Source organism: Synechococcus sp. CBW1006, assembly GCF_015840525.1.
Lineage (GTDB): Bacteria > Cyanobacteriota > Cyanobacteriia > PCC-6307 > Cyanobiaceae > CBW1002.
Genome location: NZ_CP060396.1, coordinates 747,040 through 766,861, shown reverse-complemented (window position 1 = coordinate 766,861; position 19,822 = coordinate 747,040). Strand labels below are relative to the sequence as shown.

General features: G+C 69.0%; 16 protein-coding genes. 9 read left to right on the top strand and 7 right to left on the bottom strand.

Going from position 1 to position 19,822, the window contains the following annotated elements:
- Nucleotides 1-60: 60 nt before the first annotated feature.
- Genes H8F26_RS03650 through H8F26_RS03630 form a run of 5 tightly spaced genes read left to right on the top strand, consistent with a single transcriptional unit; the run spans nt 61 to nt 6,954 of the window.
- The gene (locus H8F26_RS03650; RefSeq protein ID WP_197157544.1) at nt 61-675 is read left to right on the top strand and encodes a hypothetical protein; all 615 of its coding nucleotides are present in this window, start codon (nt 61-63) and stop codon (nt 673-675) included.
- On the top strand, nt 672-3,671 hold the full coding sequence (locus tag H8F26_RS03645) for a glycosyltransferase (RefSeq protein WP_197157542.1): 3,000 nt from the start codon (nt 672-674) through the stop codon (nt 3,669-3,671). The genes H8F26_RS03650 and H8F26_RS03645 overlap by 4 nt, the downstream gene beginning before the upstream one ends.
- Nucleotides 3,671-4,756 (top strand): glycosyltransferase, encoded by a 1,086-nt coding sequence (locus tag H8F26_RS03640; protein WP_197157540.1) that lies wholly within the window; start codon nt 3,671-3,673, stop codon nt 4,754-4,756. Before H8F26_RS03645 ends, H8F26_RS03640 begins: the two co-directional genes overlap by 1 nt.
- A gap of 19 nt (nt 4,757-4,775) precedes the next feature.
- Nucleotides 4,776-6,002, top strand: a complete 1,227-nt coding sequence (locus H8F26_RS03635) for a glycosyltransferase family 1 protein (RefSeq protein WP_197157538.1) — start codon at nt 4,776-4,778, stop codon at nt 6,000-6,002.
- 40 nt (nt 6,003-6,042) lie between these two features.
- Nucleotides 6,043-6,954, top strand: coding sequence for a glycosyltransferase family 2 protein (locus H8F26_RS03630; protein ID WP_197157536.1), 912 nt, complete (start codon nt 6,043-6,045; stop codon nt 6,952-6,954).
- Here the strand turns inward: H8F26_RS03630 and H8F26_RS03625 are convergent.
- Together H8F26_RS03625 and H8F26_RS03620 are read right to left on the bottom strand one after the other, a co-directional pair.
- Nucleotides 6,921-8,084, bottom strand: coding sequence for a glycosyltransferase family 1 protein (locus tag H8F26_RS03625; protein WP_197157534.1), 1,164 nt, complete (start codon nt 8,082-8,084; stop codon nt 6,921-6,923). The two genes, H8F26_RS03630 and H8F26_RS03625, sit on opposite strands and share 34 nt — an antisense overlap.
- The gene (locus tag H8F26_RS03620; RefSeq protein WP_197157532.1) at nt 8,072-8,992 is read right to left on the bottom strand and encodes a glycosyltransferase; all 921 of its coding nucleotides are present in this window, start codon (nt 8,990-8,992) and stop codon (nt 8,072-8,074) included. The genes H8F26_RS03625 and H8F26_RS03620 overlap by 13 nt, the downstream gene beginning before the upstream one ends.
- A 36-nt stretch (nt 8,993-9,028) precedes the next feature.
- Between H8F26_RS03620 and H8F26_RS03615 the strand changes: the two genes are divergently transcribed.
- Nucleotides 9,029-10,123: a glycosyltransferase gene (locus H8F26_RS03615; RefSeq protein WP_197157530.1), complete on the top strand. Its 1,095-nt coding sequence runs from the start codon at nt 9,029-9,031 to the stop codon at nt 10,121-10,123.
- On the opposite strand, the gene H8F26_RS03610 is transcribed toward H8F26_RS03615, so the two are convergent.
- The 4 genes from H8F26_RS03610 to psbZ all read right to left on the bottom strand — a co-directional run bounded on the left by H8F26_RS03610 (nt 10,104) and on the right by psbZ (nt 13,138).
- Nucleotides 10,104-11,048 carry a GDP-mannose 4,6-dehydratase gene (locus tag H8F26_RS03610; RefSeq protein WP_197157528.1) on the bottom strand — a complete coding sequence of 315 codons (945 nt, stop codon included), beginning with the start codon at nt 11,046-11,048 and terminating at the stop codon, nt 10,104-10,106. The genes H8F26_RS03615 and H8F26_RS03610 overlap by 20 nt on opposite strands.
- Before the next feature lies 1 nt (nt 11,049).
- Complete coding sequence (locus tag H8F26_RS03605; RefSeq protein WP_231605443.1) at nt 11,050-12,291, bottom strand: sugar transferase; 1,242 nt, start codon at nt 12,289-12,291, stop codon at nt 11,050-11,052.
- A gap of 170 nt (nt 12,292-12,461) precedes the next feature.
- Entirely contained in the window at nt 12,462-12,944 is a 483-nt protein-coding gene (gene ribH, locus H8F26_RS03600) for a 6,7-dimethyl-8-ribityllumazine synthase (RefSeq protein WP_197157525.1), read from the bottom strand.
- Between the two features lie 5 nt (nt 12,945-12,949).
- A complete protein-coding gene (gene psbZ / locus H8F26_RS03595; protein WP_197158954.1) occupies nt 12,950-13,138 on the bottom strand; it encodes a photosystem II reaction center protein PsbZ in 189 nt (62 codons plus the stop codon).
- Between the two features lie 170 nt (nt 13,139-13,308).
- Here psbZ and mutS point away from each other — a divergent pair, with 170 nt between their 5' ends.
- Complete coding sequence (gene mutS / locus H8F26_RS03590) at nt 13,309-16,158, top strand: DNA mismatch repair protein MutS (protein WP_197157523.1); 2,850 nt, start codon at nt 13,309-13,311, stop codon at nt 16,156-16,158.
- A gap of 30 nt (nt 16,159-16,188) precedes the next feature.
- Here the strand turns inward: mutS and H8F26_RS03585 are convergent, their stop codons facing one another.
- The gene (locus H8F26_RS03585; protein WP_231605442.1) at nt 16,189-16,947 is read right to left on the bottom strand and encodes a precorrin-8X methylmutase; all 759 of its coding nucleotides are present in this window, start codon (nt 16,945-16,947) and stop codon (nt 16,189-16,191) included.
- 2 nt (nt 16,948-16,949) lie between these two features.
- Between H8F26_RS03585 and holA the strand changes: the two genes are divergently transcribed.
- The gene (gene holA, locus H8F26_RS03580) at nt 16,950-17,972 is read left to right on the top strand and encodes a DNA polymerase III subunit delta (RefSeq protein ID WP_197157521.1); all 1,023 of its coding nucleotides are present in this window, start codon (nt 16,950-16,952) and stop codon (nt 17,970-17,972) included.
- Nucleotides 17,973-18,002: 30 nt separating this feature from the next.
- Nucleotides 18,003-19,817 (top strand): aspartate kinase, encoded by a 1,815-nt coding sequence (locus tag H8F26_RS03575; protein ID WP_197157519.1) that lies wholly within the window; start codon nt 18,003-18,005, stop codon nt 19,815-19,817.
- Nucleotides 19,818-19,822: the final 5 nt, after the last annotated feature.

The following is a 19,822-nucleotide window of genomic DNA, read 5'->3' as shown; positions in this document are numbered from 1 at the left end:
GGGCCGTGCCGGCGGCAGCCAGGATGTCGCTGCTGATCCACCACCGAGAGGCGGGTATCGATGATCGTGGCCGACACGTTCCTGTGGCTTCATCTGCCCAAGACCGGCGGCACCACCATGACGCGTCTGTTCCGCGAGCTCAATCTCCCCGGGATCGCCGTCGATGCCGACGACACCCCCGCCAAGCACGATTCCATTGCCCTCAGGGAAAGCCTTGGCCGCTGGAAGGCCGGGCAGCGGCGCCGCTTCATCACGGCGCGGCGGTTGGACGCCTGGCTGATCAGCGACTGGCACCACAAGCGGCGGCACATGAACCTGCCGGATCTCCCGTTTGAGCCGGTTCGCAGCGGGCTCTCCTATTCACTCCGCCTTGGCGGCACCTGGGTGGCTGCAGACTGGTGGCTCCAGTACTTCGGCCTGACGTCCGAGATGTGCGCCCTGCGGCTCGAGCACTTCACGGCCGACTTCAATCAGCATCTGCTGCCCCTGCTGCCGCCGGGCACGCCGGCGCTGCACTCACCACCGCGGGAAAATGCCAAGCCTGTGGTGGACCCAGCCTTTGAGCCCTGGTTCAGCGCGGCAGACCGTGCCCGCATCCATGCGGTGAACCCCCGCTGGAGCGCCTGGGAACGCTCCCTTTACGGTGAGCCCCCTGTCCAACCGTCCCCGGATTGAGCCCGCCGGAGTCCCCGTCCCTGATCCTGCTGGTGGGAATGCATCGCAGCGGCACCTCGCTGCTGGGCTCGCTGCTGCCGGCACTGGGGGTGCCGCTGCCGGGTGATCTGATCGCCGGCGATGCCCATAACCCCGAGGGCTACTACGAACGTTCCGACATCACGGCTCTGCAGGAGCAGCTGCTGATCGCAATGGGCCAGTGGTGGCCGTCGGAAGCGGGGGTGCTGCATCGGCCCGAGGGCTGGCTCGACTTTCCCGCAGTACGCAGCGCTGCCGAGAGCCTCGACCGGCTTCTGGCGCAGGAGCAGCGGCGCCAGCTTGGGCCCTGGGCCATCAAGGATCCGCGCACGTGCCTGCTGCTGCCGCTCTGGCGCCAGGTCGCCGCGCAGCGCGGGGTGCCCCTGAAGCTGGTGCTGAGCGTGCGGGATCCCGCCGAGGTGATGGTGTCGCTGCTCCAGCGCGATCGCCGGGCCGCCGGCATGACCGCCTGGCGGGCCCAGCGCCTCTGGTGGCGCCACAACCGTGCGCTTCTGCTGGATGCCGCTGATCTTCCCCTGCTGGTGGTCGACTATGGCGCCTGGTTCGATCCTTCGACCTGCCGCCGCCAGCTGCAGGCCTTGGGACGCTTCTGCCTGGAAGCCGACCCCATGTCAGCGGCCCTCGAGGCTGCCGCGGCCTGCATCCGCCCAGGTCATCGGCGCAGCCGCCGTTCCCGCGCCGAGCTCCCCCAGGCCCTGCACCCGCGCCTTCGTCGGCTGCACCGTGCGCTGCAGGAGCTGGCTGCGGGGCCGCCCGATCGGGAACGCCGGCAGAGGCGGCTGGTTCGCTGGCTGGCGGCGCCGGGGCGCCAGCAGATACCGCCGATCGCACCGGCCGGCCGCTCCCTGCGCTCCCAGCTGATCCATCGGCGCGCTTCCCTGGCGCCCCAGGCGGAGGTGGGCCCCTGGTTCGATCCGGCCCACTATCGCCGCCAGGCGCCGGGTCTGGGCCTGGACCACGACCCCCTCTGCCACTACTGGTGGCGGGGATGGCGGGAGCAGCGCTCCCCCCATCCCGCCTTCGAGGGGGACGCCTACCGGCTGGCCTGTCGTAACCGAGGCCTCACCGTTCGGGGAGCACCGCTGCGCCATTTCCTCACCGTGGGTCTGGCGGCCGGCATCCCGCCCTCCCCGGTGGCCGAACCGCGCTGGCTGGCCGGCACACTGCAGCGGCAGGCGCTCTGGCGCGCCGCCCGACTGGAGGGGCTCCATCCGTGGGGGGCAGCAGCTCTGGCCCTGGAGGGTGACGATCTCCAGCAGACGGTGGAGCGGCTCCGTCACTGGCAACGGCAGGGCTTCAGCGCCGACGATCTGGCCGCGATCGCCGCTGCCCCCCCCGGAAGCTTCACCCTGCCCGCTGCCCTGCTTCCGGATCCACCGCCGCTTCCACAGCGCTGCCGCCTGCAGGTACTGGGCACCCACCTGCACGATTGGCAGGTCCATGCCTGGTTGCAGCATGCACCCCTGCCGCCGGGGTTCTCGTTGATCGAGGGGCAGGCGCCGCCCGAAGCGGCTGAGTCGGTCATCGCCCTGGTGCTGAGCCCCCTGCCGCCGGGCCCCGCCAGCCTGCAGCTGCTCGGTCTGGCGCTGCTGCCCTGGGTGTTCGCCAGGGCCGAGCAGGTGCCGCTGCTGCGTCGCCTGGGGATCAATGCCCAACCCCTCGAGCCCGGCGTCGCCCCCAACGGCTGGCTGGCGGTGGAGGAGGCGGAGGCCGAAGCCGCGCGGCAGCTCGGAGTACCACCCGCGGCGGCCCTGGCCGGGCTGGCGCCCATCCTCGCCTTCGGCAGTCTGGGAGCAGAGTGGGAACGAAGCCTGGCGCCACCGATCTGGGGCTGGCCGGAGTTCGACGACCTGGCGATCGAGACCCCGCAGCAGGCCAGGCTGCTGGCCGCCTGGCTGGATGCCTGCAACCGTGCCGGCATCCAGCTGGTGCGGCTCGAGCCCCCAGGCAGTGAACGGCTGCTGCGGGGGTGGCAGGCCCTGATGCCCCCCTCTGACCCGGCACCGGGCTGGCTGCCGCCCCAGGGCTTCGTGGCGCCACTCAGCGCGATGGAGCTGCAGGGGGAACTGCGCTGGCGGGCCCAGGGGGCGCCAGCACCACCGCCGGTGCAGACCCCCAGGCCCACCCACACGCTTCTGTGGGCCTGGCAAGGCGACGCCTCCGGGCCAGGCGGGTTGGTGCAGACGCCTACGGCGGCGGTGTGCATCAGCCTGCACAACTACGCCGACCGGATTACCGCGGCCCTCGAAAGCGTCCTCGTCCAGAGCCATGGACCCCTCGAGCTGATCGTGGTCGACGATGCTTCCGAGGACGGTGGCGAGCAGCGCTGCCTGGCCTGGTTGGAGCGCCACGGTCAACGCTTCGTGCGTGCCCTGCTGGTGCGGCACACCGGCAATGGCGGTCTGGCGGCCGCACGCAACACCGCCTTCAGGCTCGCCCAGGCTCCCTGGTGCTTCGTGCTGGATGCCGACAACCTGCTCCACCCCGAGGCGGTGGCCGCCTGCCTGCGCCTGGCTCAGGCGAGCCCGGCAGACATCGCCGTGGTGCATCCCCTGGTGGAGGTGCTCCAGGACGGCGTGCTGCAGGGCAGCGACTCCACAGGGGCGGCGCCCAGCCTGATCAGCGGCCGCAGCTGGCAGCGCTGCCATTTCCTGGATCGCAACCTGTTGGACGCCATGGCCCTGGTGCGGCGCAGCGCCTGGGACGCGGTGGGGGGCTATGCCCACATTCCGGGCGGATGGGAGGATTACGACTTCTGGTGCAAGTTGATGGAAGCCGGCTACCAGGGCGTGCTGGCTCCGCAGCGGCTGGCCACCTACCACCGCCACCCTGAATCGATGCTCGCCACCGCCACCCATCAGCGGCTGCGGCTGGTGAGCCGCCACCTGCAGCAGCGTCATCCCTGGTTGCAGCTGAGTCTCGCCGCCGGGCCCGAGGAAGGATGGACCCTGGCGTGATGTCCACAGCCGCCGTGGACACGGACCTCCACCGGGCCGGTGGCCTTTCCTGCCTGGTGATCTCCCGCACACCGGAGCTGCTCAACCGCATGCTGGCCACACTCCAGGACGCCCGGGCGTTCTGGCACCCGGGTGATGAAGTGCTCTGCTCCTGGAATGGCAGCGCTGAGGCTGAGAACGCTCTCCAGCCCCCCGCGCCTGCTCTGCCGGGATTTCGGATCGCTCAGCGGCAGCCGTATCACTTCGCCAGCAACATGAACGCTCTGGCGCGGCAGGCGCAGGGTGAGTGGCTGTTGCTACTCAACGATGATCTCATCCTTGATCCCGGCAGTATCGATCGCGCCATCCATCTCCTCAGCCAGCACCCGGAGGTCGGGGTGCTGGGCGGTCGATTGCGCCAGTCGGGCGGACAGATCAGCCATGCCGGGCTGCTGTTTTCCTCCCCGGAGGGTCTGCCGTACAACCGCCTGCGACCCCAGCTGGGGCCCCTGATCGACGCCGAGGGCCCGGAAGCGCTCGAATCAGGCCCGATCCCCGCGGTCACCGGCGCCCTGATGTTGCTGCGTCGATCCGATTTCCTGGCGGTGGGGGGGCTGCGCGAGAGCTTCCGGGTGTGCGGCGAAGACATCGCCCTCTGCCTCGATCTCTGGCAGCAGCTCGGCAAGACGCCCTACTACGCCAGCGATGTGAGTGGCATCCACGATGAGAAGAGCACCCGCGGCACGACCCCCGACCAGCACGACATCCGGGCGGTAGGACGGCTCGCTGCGCCCTTCTGCCAGCACGATCAGGCCTTCCAGGCACGCCAGAGCCACTGGGCCCTGCAGGAGGCGGCGTTGCTGTGTCGTCTCACCGAGGAGCAATGGCACCAGGCCGGCGTGTGCCGCCAGCAGCTGGACCGGCAGCAGCAGCAATGGGAAGCGAATCAACAGCACTGGGCCCGCGAACGCAGCGCCCTGCTGGCCAGGATTGACAATCTCGAACAACGGCTGGAAGCCCTGCTGCGCAGCAGCTCCTGGGCCATCACCAAACCCTGGCGGGCCCTGGGTCGCTGCTTTGCACCGACTGCGGGGCGCCAGTCCTGATCGTTCCGCCGGCCTGCCGATGCCTGCCCCCCCTCCCCCCCTGGAACACCTCTGGGTGGACCTCACCCCGATGCTCCCCGGTGGCGCCAACGGTGGCGCCAAGCCGTTCATCCTCACCCTGCTGACCGAGCTGGCCCGTCAGCACCCCCAGGTGCGATTCGATTGCACCTGTCGGCCCGAGCTGCTGCCGGAACTGGCACTCGCATCGCCGCTGGAGCCGAATCTCCACGTCGGTCCGGTCATCCCCGCGGTGGCGGCCGGACGCTGGCTGGGTTCGCGGCGTCTGGGTCGGGCGGGTCGCCGCTGGCGTCGACGTCTGGCCTCGCGGCCCGGGACGCCGGTGGAGACCGGGCAACCGAACCGGGGCGAGGGAGCGCAGCTGCTCTACTGCCCCTTTGGAGCACCGCTGCTGCACCGGGCCAGCCTCACCACGGTGTCCACCTTCCACGACCTGCAGGTGCAGGCCTATCCCGACTTCTTCCCCGCCGCGGCCCGCCGGGAGCGCCTGGAGCATTTCCGCCAGATGCTGGCGAAGGCCAGTCGCATCGCGGCCATCTCCCAGTTCTCCCGTCAGGAGGCGATCGAGCTGGGGGGCGATCCCGGCCGGATCGTGGTCATTCCCCACCGCATGGCCCTCAGCCGCAGGGCCGTGCCGATGGCTGAGCCCCCCTGCGCCCTGCCCTCCGGACGCTTCTTCCTCTACCCCGCCAATCTCTGGCGTCACAAGAACCATGAACTGCTGCTCAGTGCCTTCGCCATGGCCCGCCACCAGGGGCTGCCAGCCGACCTGAAACTGGTGTGCACCGGTGATGGCGTCGACCGGCTCGAGCCCCTGCGCGAGCTGGCAGAGCAGCTCGGTCTGGCTGAGGCCGTCCTCCTGCCCGGATTCGTCAGCGATGCGGAGCTGGAGGGGCTCTACCAGCACGCCCTGGCCGTGGTGTTCCCCTCCCTCTACGAAGGCTTCGGCCTGCCGGTGATCGAGGCGATGGCCCGCGGCCTGCCGGTGGCCTGCAGCGACACCACCGCCCTGGGGGAAGTGGCCGGGGAGGCCGCCCTGCGCTTCCATCCCGGCCATCCCCAGCAGATCGCCGATGCCTTGCGCCAGCTGGCGGAGGATCCGGCCCTGCGAGACCGGCTGATCGAGCGGGGCCTGAGCCAGGCAGACGCCTACGCCCAGCCGGCTGTGATGGCTCAGCAGTACTGGGAGCTGTTCCAGGAAGCCCATGCCGCCGGTCCGGTGGCCTGAGGCTGAGCGCCTCCGAGAATCATCTCCGCAGCACCGTTCCATGAGCGCATCGATCCGCATCAGTGTCGTGACGCCCTCGTACAACCAGGGGGCCTTTCTGGCCCGCACCCTGGCCAGCGTGGCCAGTCAGAGCCATCCCGCCCATGAGCATCTGGTGTTCGATGGCGGCAGCACCGACGACACCCTGCAGGTGCTGGAGGCCGCAGGTGACGGGGTGCGCTGGGTGTCGCGGCCGGATGGAGGCCAGGCTGACGCTGTGAACCAGGGTCTGCAGGCGGCCGGCGGTGATGTGATCGCCTGGATCAACTCGGATGACGTCTATTACCCCGGTGCCTTTGCAAGGGTGGCTGCCGCCTTCGCCAACGATCCCGACCTGGATGTGGTGTACGGAGCTGCCGATCACATCGACCTGAATGACAGGGCCTTCGAGGCCTACCCCACCACCTTCTGGGATCCGGAACTGTTGCGCCACACCTGCTTCATCTGCCAGCCGGCCCTGTTCTTCCGCAGGCGCGTGGTGGAGACGGTGGGTCTGCTGGATCCGGGTCTGCGGTATTGCATGGACTACAACTACTGGCTCAGGCTTGCCGATGCCGGCTGCCGCTTCGCCTACCTGAGCGACAAGCTGGCCGGCTCCCGCCTCTACGCCGACAACAAGACCCTCAGGGACCGGCCGGCCGTGCATCGGGAGATCGCCGAGATGTTCAAGGCCTACGACGGCCAGGTGCCGCTGCGATGGGTCTTCGCCTACGCGCACCACAGCACGGCGGCCTGGATCGACCGCAGCGACCATCCCCTGCGCTTCAAGATCAGCCTCTATCTGGAAACGATGCGCAGTCAGTGGCGCTGGAACCATCGCGTCGGGATCTCCGCTCTGCGGGAGCTGCGCCGTGCCAGTCGACGTCATGCCCTGGAGGGTCAGGCCGCCGAGGCTGCCGCGGCCTCCTCGTAGAGCTCCAGCAGCTGGCGGGTGCTGTCCTGCCAGTTGAAGGCTGCAGCCCTGTCCCGGGCTGCAGCAGCCAGACCGGCAAGCCTCTGGGGCTGGTTCAGGAGACTCTCGATGGCCTCCACCCAGCCGTCGCGATCATCCGGTGCCAGGAGGATGCCGGCATCCGCGACGATCTCGGGCAGTGAGGTGGTCGAGGAACTGAGAACCGCTGCCCCCTGCCCCATCCCCTCCAGCACAGGCAGACCAAAGCCCTCGTAGTGGCTTGGGTAGAGGTTCAACAGGCAGTTCCGGTAGAGCCAGATCAGCTCCCGATCACTCACATAGCCGAGCAGGTGGATATCCGAGGCCCAGGGCGATGCCGCCAGATCCTTCTCGAAGCCTTCCATCAACCAGCCCTTGCCACCGGCAAACACCAGCGGAATCGCCGCTCCGCCCCTCTCCCGGAAGCGTTGATACACCTCCACCAGGAAGCGCTGGTTTTTGCGCGGTTCGATCGTGCCGGTGGAGAGCAGGAAGGGCCGGCCGCTGCGGAACAGTGCGGCTCGCGGTTGGCTGGGCTGCAGATCGAAGCCGGGCTGATCGAAGCGTGAGGCCGGATGGATCACCCGCACCCGCTCCGCCGGCACGTGGGGGAAATGACGCAGGAATGCACGCTTTGACGCATGGGAGATGGCCACCAGCCAGTCCGCCCGCAGGGAGGCCTGCAGCACACCCTGGAAGCAACCGAGCCGATTCTTTTCGGTCGTCCATTCGGGATGCTCGGCAAAGCTCAGGTCGTAGAGCGTGTAGATCAGGGTGGAACGGAGCCGCCAGGGCGGACACCAGAAGTTGTTGGCGTGCACCAGATCGAAGCCGGCGAGCTGATCGTTCACCCGCTGCCGATCCCGCCAGAAGGCCTCTGCATCGCTGCGTCGCGGCAGGCGGGGTCCATACGCCACACCCTGACGGCGATGGGGGAAGGCCGCCGCCTGGCTGGGATCGTGAAAGAAATCGCCGAAGCTGGTGAGCAGGGTGTAGCGATGCGGTGCACCCGAGGCCAGCAGGCCGTCGATCAGGGCGGCGGCATAGAACCCGCAACCGGCCTTGCGCGGGCCCGTCTGACTCACATCAAAGGCGATGTTCAGCGGCGCCACCCCTCCTCTCCTGGACAATCGGGCAAGGGTATCGGAGCCGGACGCGGCCCCAGCCGCAGGCGCAGCTTGCCCCAGTAGCGCCGCCAGGGCGGCGCCACAATCCCCAGCTCCCGGTTGATCGCGGCCAACTGCCTCCGGCCCCGCAGGATCGCCCGCCAGCCGCTGGTGGCCCCACCCTCCGCCATCGCCACCAGCGGGTCCGAGCAGATCTGGACGCGATCCGCCAGCTCGGGTCGCAGCAGCAGGGTCTGCATCAGTTTGTAGTCGGCGGAGAGGCTGTAGCGCTCATCGAACCCGGTGGCCCGGTAGAGGGCGGTTTCGGCCAGAAAGCCGGGATGGGGGTAGTGCAGCCCGCTGCGCAGCCGCTGATGCCAGAGGGCCGGATCCCGCGGCGGGGATGGCACCATCCACCGGGCCCGCAGCCAACGATCGGGCCGGCGGAAGTATCCGATCGAGGCCAGCAGCAGAGCGGCTTCCCGCCGACGAGCCTGCAGCAGGAAGGCCGCGTAGGCGCCCGGATCCAGCAGGAGATCGTCTGCGTTGAGCACGTGGCTGTAGTGGCCACGCGCCAGCCGCAGGCCCACATTCATGGCGGCATAGGGGCCGCCGCCGATGTCCGTCTGCCAGCGGCAGAAGGGATGACGGTCTGCATGCCGCTCCAGCAGCCGTTGGGTGCCGTCACGGGAGCCGCCATCAATCACCAGATGCTCCAGGTCTTCACCGGCCTGCCGCAGAATCTGCCGAGCCCGCGCCACGCTCGTGAGCGTCTCGGGCAAGGTTCTCGCGGCTTCGAGGCAGGGGGTGATCACCGTCACCAGCGGCAGCCCGCCTTCCGAACCGGACCCTGCGGCATCGGTCTCGGGAGACGCAGCCTTCACGGGCACAGGGGCGGCAGGGAGGGGGTCCATGGGCACGCTGTGACCCGGGATACCGGAGACTGAAGCATGCCCTCTCGCTTCTCCCAGAGCGTCAGCATCGGCTTCGATGGCCAGATCTTCCGGCGGCAGCGGCGGGGGGGGATCAGCCGCTACTTCCGAGAACTGGCCCTGAATCTGCGCGCTGCGGGCGCAGAGGTGCTGATGGCGGAGGAGCGCCAGGGCTGCTGGCCCTGGTCCGGTCACCTGCCCTGGCGGCGGGCGGATGTGGTGCACGCCACGTTCTACGGCGGCGGGCCCTATCGGCTGCAGAGCCACCAACGCCTGGTGAGCAGCCTGTTCGACATGACGCCGGAGCGCCATCCCGAGCACTTTTTCCTGCCGGCCCTGCGTTCCCCCCATGCCAACAAGCCGGGGTGGCTGGAGGTCTCTGACCTGATCATCAGCATCAGCGCCGCCAGCGCCGACGACCTGGCTTTCTTTCAGCCGACCCTGCGGACGCCCCTCAGGGTGATCCACCTCGCCACCGCCATCGACAGGCTGGTCCCCCAGCCCGTGGAGGCGCTGGAGGGGCGACGGTTCTGGCTGATGGTGGGCAAGCGCCACGCCTACAAGAACGGCCTCACACTTCTGCGGGCCCTGAGCCTGCTGCATGGCGGCGACGGCGATCGGGGTCGCAGGGATCAGCCCCTGCTGGTCTGTGCCGGAGGAGGCCCCTGGAGAGCCGAGGAGCGGCGCTGGATCCATGGCCAGGGTCTGGAGGATGCGGTGCTGCAACTCGCAGCGACGGATCCGGTGCTGGCCTGGCTCTACCGCCACGCCGAAGCTGTGCTGGTGCCCTCCCTGGCTGAGGGGTTCTCCCTTCCGCTGATCGAAGCTCTCGCCTGTGACACGCCAGTGGTGGCCTCAGATCTGGAGGTGCACCGGGAGGTTGGCCAGAGCTTCGCGACCCTGCTGCCGGCCCTGAATGCACGGGTCTGGAGCGAGCTGCTGGCCGCGGCCGGGCAGGAGACTCTGCCGCGGCCGAGTCACCGGCTGGGAGGAGAGCGCTATGCCCGGCTGCGTCGTCATTTCGCCCCCGAGCGGCTGGTGCAGGACCATCTGGAGGCCTACGGATCCACCACCGACCGTCCCAGTCCCCGGATCAGGGGCAGGCGTGGCTGATCAGGGCTGCGATCACACCATCCACATCAAGCCGTGCCCGCCAGCCATGGCGTTCCAGCATCGGCGCGGGATCTCCGACACTGCTGAGGATTTCCGAGGGACGCCGCAGGCTCTCCACAAGGTCGACATGATCGTGCCAGTCGAGGTCAAGCTCCCGGAATACGCGGGCGACAAAATATTCCAGAGTTTCCATTCTTCCAGTACAGATCACCTGGTCCTCCAGGCAGTCGGCGCGAAGGATCAGCTGCATGGCGTCGATATATTCTTCGGCCCAGCCCCAGTCTCGCGCTACAGACAGATCTCCTAGCTGTAGGCGAAATCGGGAATCGTGTCGGCAGCGTAATGCCCCGTCAACGATCTTTCGGGTTACGAATGTGGAGGAGCGGTAGGGTGATTCGTGGTTGAACAGGACGCCGGTCACGCAGCCGAGACCATAGGCTTGTCGATAGACCTGCACCGTATTGAAGCTGGCATCTTTTGCGATGGCATAAGGGCTCAGAGGCTGGCGCGGACTCCGCACATCGGCGGGTCGCGGCGTATTTCCGAAAATCTCACTACTGCCGGCAAAATAGAGTCGTCCATTGAAGTCGGCGAAGCGTGCAACCTCCAGTAGGTTGATCGTGCCATTGATGATACTGTTAAAGGTGTCCACCGGTTGACGAAAGGAAAGTCCAACCGACGACTGGGCTGCCAAATTATAGATTTCCTCTGGCTGATGGCGGGTCATCAGTTCTAGAATCTCGCGGAAATCGCAGAGATCTGCTGTGGTCAGCTCCAGGTCTCCTGTGATGCCAAGCTGCTGATGGGTTGCCAGGTTGGGATTGCTGGAGCGGGACACACCCACCACTGTCGCCCCTTGGCGCAGCAGCGAGCGACACAACAGTGAGCCATCCTGGCCAGTGCAGCCAAACACCAGTGCCTTCACCTCAGCGGCCCCCTGCCTTGAGAATGATCTTGATCGTCTTGATCAGAATCAGCAGGTCTAAAGCTGTGCTCCAGTTATGTAGATAGTAAAGGTCATAACTGAGCTTGAGTTCGGCTTCCTCCAGGCTTGCGGCATAGGGCGCACATACCTGAGCCCAGCCGCTCAGGCCTGGTCGCATCCAATAGCGCTTGCGATAGTGGGGAATATGAATTTCCAGCTCAGCTTCGAACTCCGGGCGCTCTGGTCTTGGGCCGATCAGGCTCATATCGCCCTTGAGCACGTTGATCAACTGGGGCAGTTCATCGAGTCGCACCCGCCGCAGTAACTGACCCACCCGCGTAATGCGACAGTCACCAGGCAAGGTCCAGCTGGCAGGCGCATTCGGATCGGCGCGGGTCATGGTGCGCAGCTTGAGCAGTCGGAAGGTATGGCCCATCCAGCCGCTGCGCTCCTGGACATAGAACACTGACCCTCGATCCTCAAGCCAGATCAGGAGAGCTGCCAACAACATCACAGGCAGGCAGACCACCAGCAGAAGGACCGCTACCACCACATCGGCAACACGTTTGAGCTGGCGTTGCACACTGAAGGTGTCAGACCAGGGAATGTCAGCCTGGGATAACCAGTCGGCAGGCAGAAGGGCGGGGGGCAGTCGCTCCAGTTCCCGCTCCGCCAGCTCGATCACTGTTGTGATCGGGACACCGTTGTCACCCAGAATCTGAAGCTGGTGTTCCTGGTCGGGGGCCAAGCGCAGATCGCTGCCAAGGACCACACCGCCCGGGGGGAAGGCATGGCCCGCAGGGGTGAGCACCCGAGGGGTGACCGCAAAGGGTGTGCGTTGCCACTCCCGCAGGATTGCCGGGGCTTCGTGAGGAGTCGCCATCAGGCCCCAGTCTCGCTGGGGTGAGTGGCGGCCCAGCCAGCGGAGGCCCAGTCTCACCAGCAGCGCCCAGACGGTGAGGGAACCGAGCAGGAACGTCTGTGTGCTTCGGTGGCTCAGGTAAAGCCCCACAGGCAGGTTGAAGAGCCAATCCATCAGGGCCACAACCAGCATGGTTGCCAGGGCTGTGATCATCAGGCGCAGGATCACCAGACGCAGGCGCAACCAGGGCCAGCGAAGCACCGTATAAGTACCGAACAGCCAGCCGAACAGCAGGTACAGAAGTGCGAAGGCGATCAGCCACCGAGGCTGTCCCAGGAGATCGGTTCTCCGTGTCTGATCGAGCAATGCTGCCAGGATCAAGCAAGCGCTCAGATCAAGGGAGGCGCAGAGGAAGAGAAGTCTGCGGGGCTTTCGCCAGTGCAATACAGGATTTTATCTGAATTGAACTTAAGTCCAAATGGTCCCAGAGCACAAAGGACATGGCGGCTGGGGCTCCGGCACAACAGGCCCGGCCAGTGCCATGTAGCGGCTCAGGGGTCTGCCAATGCCCCCATGAGGCTGCCCATCTCCAGGGCCTGCAGGCCGTAGCTCCAGCCCAGGTTGCTCTTGATGCCCGCCCGCTCCAGGGCCTGCTGCAGGGTGTCGGTGGTGAGTACCCCGAAGATCACCGGCACTCCGGTGTCACGGGCGACGCTGGCCACGCCCTTGCTCACTTCGGCCACCACCACATCGAAGTGGGGGGTGTCGCCGCGGATCACCGCCCCGAGGGTGACCACCACCTGATAGCGACCACTGCCGGCAAGCCGCTGGGCGACCAGGGGAATCTCAAAACTGCCGGGGACCCAGGCCACGTCAAGCTGGGCGCTCGACTCGCCCACATCGATGCCGTGGCGTGAGAGGCAATCCAGGCAGCCACTAAGCAACTTACCGGTCACCAGATCGTTGAACCGCGCCACCACAACAGCGATGCGGAGGCTGGCAACGTCGGTGAAGCGACCTTCAAAAATGGCCAAGGGGTTCAGACCACGAAATAGCTCATGCCCCAGTTGAGCAGCACCAGGGCCACCCAGGCGGCGCCGCCCAGCAGGATGATGCGATTGGAGCGGCCGCTGTCGTCGCTGCTGGCGTAGAGCACGGGCACCGCCACCACCAGCGCGAACGACATCACCACCAGGGCCAGAACGGTGAGGGTGTTGAGGATCTGCATGGGTGCGGCAACGGAGATGGCCGGCAGCGGCAGGGGGTCGCCGGCGGTCAGTTTCGGGATTCTCACACGACGATTCCTGCCCCCGACCCGGAGCTGGCAGGTTCCTTCACAAGTTGTCGGGAGCGGACCGACCAGGCCCCTTACGATCAAGCCTCGTTCGTCCTGCCAGCGTGGCCGCGGGAGCCGAGCAGCAGCTGTCGCTGGTGGCCGATCTGGGGCTGCAGGGAGACCTGTTCGCCGCAGCTCCGGCCGCGCTGCCCAGCTCGGATCAGGCCCCAGGCGAGGCAAATCGCAGCGGTGATGAGGCGCCCCTGGACGACGCCCAGCTGGAGGCCGATGCCACGGCCCGGCCCCGCCGACGCCGGCCAGCCAGAGCGGCTGGCGGCCTGGACCTCGCGACCGGTGACGGCAACGGCAACGGAGGCGAGCTCAGTGGTCTGGACACGGAGCCCATTGGCTCCACCAGCGCAGCAACCCCTGACGGATCCTGCGCCGCAGCCGCTGCTCCGGCCGACGCCGAAGACCTGCCCGATCACGACCTGCCCCGCTGGCATCACCACAGCCTGGTGGATCCGGCCCGGCTGACGCCGGTGCTGCGCCACTACGTCGAACTCAAGGCGGCCCATCCCGAGCGGGTGCTGCTCTACCGCCTGGGTGATTTCTTCGAGTGCTTCTTCGAAGACGCGATCACCCTCTCGCGCCTGCTGGAGCTCACCCTCACCGGCAAGGAGGCCGGCAAGGCGATCGGGCGCGTCCCGATGGCGGGCCTGCCCCACCATGCCGCTGAGCGCCACTGCAGCGAACTGGTGCGCCGCGGCCTCAGCGTCGCCCTCTGCGATCAGCTGGAGACCACCCCAGCCAAGGGGGCCCTGCTCAAGCGGGAGATCACCCGCGTTCTCACACCGGGCACGGTGCTGGACGAGGGCATGCTCAGCGCCCGCCGCAACAACTGGCTGGCGGCCGTGGTGCGGGAGGGCAACCACTGGGGCCTGGCCGTGGCCGATGTGAGCACCGGCGAATTCCGGCTCACCGAGCGGCAGGGCACGGATCTGCTGCACCAGGAGCTGCTGCAGCAGGACGCCGCCGAAGTGCTCTGGAGCGGAGAGCCCGAACCGGCCTGGTGCCCTGACGGCTTGCTGCTCACCAGCCAGCCCCGCACGCCGTTCGCGGCACCGGAGGCGCGGGCACGGCTGCTGGCCCGCTTCCGCCTGGCCAGCCTCGATGGCCTGGGGCTGGCGGAGGCCCCCCTGGCCCTGCGCGCCGCCGGCGGACTGCTCGCCTATCTGGAGGGCACCGAGACCGGCCGGCTGGTGCCCCTGGACATGCCTCGGCTCTGGCATACCGGCGACCAGCTGGTGCTCGACGCCCAGACCCGCCGCAACCTGGAGCTGACCCGCACCCAGCTGGGGGGCAGCCTGCAGGGCTCCCTGCTCTGGGCCCTGGATCGCTCCATGACCGCCATGGGGGGGCGCTGTCTGCGCCGCTGGATCGAGGCTCCCCTGGTGGATCGGGCCGCGATCAGCGCCCGTCAGGACGGCGTGGGCGAGCTGGTGGCCAGCCGTTCGCTGCGCCTGAGTGTGCGGCGCCTGCTGCGGCCCATGGGTGATCTGGAGCGGCTGGCGGGCCGGGCCGGCGCCGGCACCGCCTCGGCCCGGGATCTGGTGGCCCTGGCCGACGGCCTGGAGCGGCTGCCCCTGCTGGCCGGTCTGCTCGCCCAGGCCAGCAGCCCCCCCCTGACGGCGCTGCAGCGCACCTGGCCGGAGCTGGTGGAGCTGGCTGCGGTGCTGCGCCACACCCTGGTGGACGATCCACCGCTGAGCCTCAGCGACGGCGGCCTGATCCACGACAGCGTCGATGCCCGCCTCGATGGCCTGCGCAACCAGCTCGACGACCAGGACACCTGGCTGGAACAGCAGGAAGCCCTGGAGCGCCGCGCCAGCGGCAACCCCAACCTGCGCCTGCAGTATCACCGCACCTTCGGCTACTTCCTCTCGGTCAGCCGCGCCAAGGCCGCCTCGGTGCCAACGCACTGGATCCGCCGCCAGACCCTGGCCAACGAAGAACGCTTCGTGACCCCCGAGCTCAAGGGCCGCGAAGGCCGCATCCTGCAGCTGCGGACCCGGGCCGCCCAGCGGGAGTACGAGCTGTTCTGCGCCCTGCGCGAGCAGGTGGGGGAGCGGGCCGCCGTGATCCGGGAGGCGGCGCGGCGGGTGGCCGAGCTCGATGTGATCGCCTCTCTGGCGGAGGTGGCGGCCACCGGTGGCTACTGCCGCCCTGAGATCGTCGAAGGGCGCGAGCTCTGGATCGACGCGGGTCGCCATCCGGTGGTGGAGCAGCTGCTGGTGGAGGAGCCCTTCACGGCCAACAGCCTGAGGCTGGGGTCTGCGCCGCACGCCGCCACCGTTCCGGATCTGCTGGTGCTCACCGGTCCGAATGCCAGCGGCAAGAGCTGCTATCTGCGCCAGAGCGGGTTGCTGCAGCTGATGGCCCAGATCGGCAGCTGGATTCCGGCCCGCAGTGCCCGCCTCGGCATTGCCGATCGGATCTTCACCCGCGTCGGCGCCGTCGACGACCTGGCCAGCGGCCAGTCCACCTTCATGGTGGAGATGGCCGAAACCGCCAACATCCTCCACCACGCCACCAGCCATTCCCTGGTGCTGCTCGATGAGATCGGCCGGGGCACCGCCACCTTCGATGGACTTTCGATCGCCTGGGCCGTGGCCGAGCACCTGGCCGAACGGATCGGTGCCCGCACGATCTTCGCCACCCATTACCACGAGCTCAATGAGCTGGCCGATCTGCTGCCCAACGTGGCCAATGCCCAGGTGCTGGTGCAGGAAACCGGCGACGACCTGGTGTTCCTGCATCAGGTGGTGACGGGCGGCGCCAGCCGCAGCTACGGCATCGAGGCGGCCCGCCTGGCCGGGGTGCCGCCGGTGGTGGTGCAGCGGGCCCGCCAGGTGCTCGATCGGATCGAGGCCAACAGCCACGTGGCGGTGGGGCTGGAGCCAGAGGCCTGAGCGACCAGGCTGACCCCCTCCCTTCGGCTCTCAGGCGTTCGCGGCCAGCCAGGCGTGACGCAGCAGGGCATTGGCAGCCGCGCCGACCAGACCGGCACCACCGCGGCTGCCCTCCAGGCGGATCTGGGCCAGACCGCTGCGGGCCAGGCGGCGCTTGCTCTCAAGCACCCCCACGAAGCCCACCGGCATGCCGATCACCAGGGCCGGTGCCACGCAGCCAGGCGCCATCGGGGCAGGCGCCACCTGCCCAGGTGCCATCGCATTGTGAGCAGGAGATGGGCAGGTCAGATCGATCAGGCACTCCAGCGCGGTGGGGGCACTGCCGATCAGCACCACGGCACCGGGATGCTCCGCCAGGGCCCGCGCCATGCCCGCCGCCGCACGGGTACTGCCGGCCAGCGCCACCGCCGGAGCCCAGGCCAGCACGCTATGGACCGGGTTGGCGAAGGTGCGTCGCGCCATCGGCGTCACCGCCGCCGCGGCCATGGCCGTATCCGTGAGGATCGCCGTTCCGGCCGACAGGGCCGCCAGGCCCGCTTCGCAGGCCCCCGTGCTGAAGCGCAGCAGGGGCGCCAGCGCCGGATCGCCGCTGCTGTGCACCAGCCGTTCGAGCACCTCCTGCTCCACGCCGCGGAAACCCGTCTCCCCCAACCAGGCGTGGATGCGGCGCAGGCTTTCGGTGAAGATCGGATGGTCGAAACCGGCCGCCGCGCCAGGGCTGCCCTCCGCTTCCCTTTCGTTTCCCCTGTCGTTCTCCAGCCCCTGCCGCTCCATCCGGCCGCGCCGCACCGATGCCGATCCATCTCTACTGGGGCGACGATGAAGCCGCCCGCCAGCGGGCCGTGGAGGCCCTGGTGACTGAGCTGGTGGATCCTGCCTGGGCTTCAATCAACCTCAGCCGCCTCGATGGCAACGACTCCGGCCAGGCCGCCCGGGCCCTGGAAGACGCACGCACCCCGCCCTTCGGCAGCGGAGCGCGGCTGGTGGTGCTGCAGCGCAGCCCCTTCACCAGCCAGTGTCCGGCGGAGCTGGCGGCCCAGATGGAGGCCTGCCTGGAGCTGGTGCCCGAGACCTGCCACCTGCTGCTGGTGAGCAGCAACAAACCCGACGCCCGCCTGCGCCTCACCAAGGCCCTCAAGGCGGTGGCCCGGGAACGGAGCTTCACCCTGCCGGCCGCCTGGGACGGGGCCGGCCAGCTGGATCTGGTGACCCGCACGGCCCACGAACTCGGCCTGAGCCTGGAGCCGGGCGCCGCCGAGGCCCTGTGCGAGGCGATCGGCAGCGACAGCGCCCGGCTGGCCAGTGAGCTGGAAAAGCTGGCGCTCTATGCCGGTGCCGCCCCGGGATCCTCAGCGGCGACACCCACAGCCCGCCCAATCAACGTCGCCGCGGTGCAGGCCCTGATCGGCAGCCATGCCACCACCAGCCTGGCCGTGGGCGACGCCCTGCTGGCGGGGCGTCCCGCCGACGCCATCGCCCTGGTGGACAACCTGCTGGAGGTGAACGAACCCGCTCTGCGGATCGTGGCGGCACTGACCAGTCAGATCCGGGGCTGGCTGTGGGTGAGCCTGCTGGACAAAACGGGCGAGACCGACGTGGCGACCATCGCCAAGGCCGCCGGCATCGGCAACCCCAAGCGGATCTACGTGATGCGCAAACAGCTCCGCGGCCGCGGCCCGGGGCCGCTGCTGAAGCTGCTCAGCCAGCTGCTGGAGGTGGAGGCCGCCCTGAAGCGGGGCGCAACGCCGGGCGATGCCTTCCGCGACGGCTTCCTGCTCGCCGGGGGCATCGCCCTTGACCATGCGGGCCGATAATCGCCCGTTCCCGCCGCGTCCGACTCGCCGATGGCCCTGCTCGTCCAGAAGTTCGGGGGCACCTCGGTGGCCGACGTGGAGCGGATCCGGGCCGTGGCCCGGCGGGTGGCCGCCTGCCGCGAGGAGGGCCACGACCTGGTGGTGGTGGTCTCGGCGATGGGCCACACCACCGACGAACTGACCAGCCTGGCCCGGGCCATCAGCAGCGATCCGCCCCAGCGCGAGATGGACATGCTGCTGTCCACAGGCGAACAGGTCTCGATCGCCCTGCTCTCGATGGCTCTGCACGCCGAAGGGGTGCCGGCCGTCTCGATGACCGGCACCCAGGCGGGGATCATCACCGAGTCGTCCCACGGGCGGGCCCGCATCCTCGAGATCCGCACCGAGCGGCTGCAGCGGCTGCTGGCCGATGGCCAGGTGGTGGTGGTGGCCGGCTTCCAGGGCACCAGCAGCGGCCGGGCCGGCACCCCCGAGATCACCACCCTGGGCCGGGGCGGCTCCGATACCTCGGCCGTGGCCCTGGCCGCCGCCCTCGGGGCCGCCGCCTGCGAGATCTACACCGATGTTCCCGGCGTGCTCACCACCGATCCCCGCAAGGTGGCCGACGCCCAGCTGATGGACACGGTCACCTGCGACGAGATGCTGGAGCTGGCCAGCCTCGGCGCGGCGGTGCTGCATCCGCGGGCGGTGGAGATCGCCCGCAACTACGGCATGCCCCTGGTGGTCCGCTCCAGCTGGAGCGACGCCCCCGGCACCCGCCTGACCAGCGGCGCCCCCCGGTCGATCGGCAGCGAAGGCCTGGAGCTGGGCAAGCCGGTGGACGCGGCGGAGCTGCAGGTCGATCAGGCCGTGCTGGCCCTGGCCCATGTGCCCGACTGCCCTGGCGTGGCCGCCCAGCTGTTCGAGGCGCTGGGGGCCGCGGGGCTGAACGTCGATCTGATCGTGCAGGCCACCCACGAGGGCGCCAGCAACGACATCGCCTTCACCCTGCACCAATCCGAGATGGAGGCGGCCCGCGCGGTCTGTGAGCAGGTGCTGGCGGCCATGGGAGCCGGGGCGGCCCTGCTCAGCGCCGAAGGCGGCATGGCGAAGCTCAGCATCGCCGGGGCCGGCATCATGGGTCGCCCCGGGGTGGCCGCCCGCCTGTTCGACACCCTCGCCCGCGACGGCATCAACCTGCGGCTGATCGCCACCAGCGAGGTGAAGGTGAGCTGCCTGGTGGAGGGTCCCCAGGGCAGCAAGGCGCTGCGGTCTGCGGCCCAGGCCTTTGAGCTGGGCGAGCAACAGCTGCGCCACGATCCGCCGCCCTGCCACCTGGGCGATCCGGCCGTCCGTGGCGTGGCCCTCGATCGCGATCAGGCCCAGGTGGCGGTGCGGCAGGTGCCGGACCGGCCCGGCACCGCCGCCGCGATCTGCCGCGCCCTGGCCGACAACGGCATCAGCCTCGACGCCATCGTGCAGTCGGAGCGCACCCACGGCAGCCCCGGCCACCTCAGCCGCGACATGAGCTTCATCCTGCGCAAGGGTGACCTGGTCCAGGCGGAACGGGCCCTGGCGCAGCTGCTGAAGCAATGGCCCGGCACCCGCTTCGAGGAAGGTCCGGCGATCGCCCGGGTGAGTGCGGTGGGTGCGGGCATGCCCTGCACCGCCGGCACCGCCGCCCGCATGTTCCGCAGCCTGGCCGATGCCGGCATCAACATCGAGCTGATCGCCACCAGCGAAATCCGCACCAGTTGCGTGGTGGCGGAGGCCGATGGCGTGGCGGCCCTGCGGGTGGTCCATGGCGCCTTCGGCCTGGGCGGCGGCGTGCAGCACCGGGCCGAAGGCAGTGAAGCCCCGGCCTGAGCGGC

Excerpts from the sequence above, each read along its gene's own strand:
- H8F26_RS03615 (WP_197157530.1), top strand. The coding sequence starts at position 9,029 with ATGCCCTCTCGCTTCTCCCAGAGCGTCAGCATCGGCTTCGATGGCCAG.
- H8F26_RS03630 (WP_197157536.1), top strand. The coding sequence starts at position 6,043 with ATGAGCGCATCGATCCGCATCAGTGTCGTGACGCCCTCGTACAACCAG.
- H8F26_RS03575 (WP_197157519.1), top strand. The coding sequence starts at position 18,003 with ATGGCCCTGCTCGTCCAGAAGTTCGGGGGCACCTCGGTGGCCGACGTG.
- psbZ (WP_197158954.1), bottom strand. The coding sequence starts at position 13,138 with ATGCAGATCCTCAACACCCTCACCGTTCTGGCCCTGGTGGTGATGTCG.
- H8F26_RS03640 (WP_197157540.1), top strand. The coding sequence starts at position 3,671 with ATGTCCACAGCCGCCGTGGACACGGACCTCCACCGGGCCGGTGGCCTT.
- holA (WP_197157521.1), top strand. The coding sequence starts at position 16,950 with ATGCCGATCCATCTCTACTGGGGCGACGATGAAGCCGCCCGCCAGCGG.
- H8F26_RS03650 (WP_197157544.1), top strand. The coding sequence starts at position 61 with ATGATCGTGGCCGACACGTTCCTGTGGCTTCATCTGCCCAAGACCGGC.
- H8F26_RS03620 (WP_197157532.1), bottom strand. The coding sequence starts at position 8,992 with ATGGACCCCCTCCCTGCCGCCCCTGTGCCCGTGAAGGCTGCGTCTCCC.
- H8F26_RS03635 (WP_197157538.1), top strand. The coding sequence starts at position 4,776 with ATGCCTGCCCCCCCTCCCCCCCTGGAACACCTCTGGGTGGACCTCACC.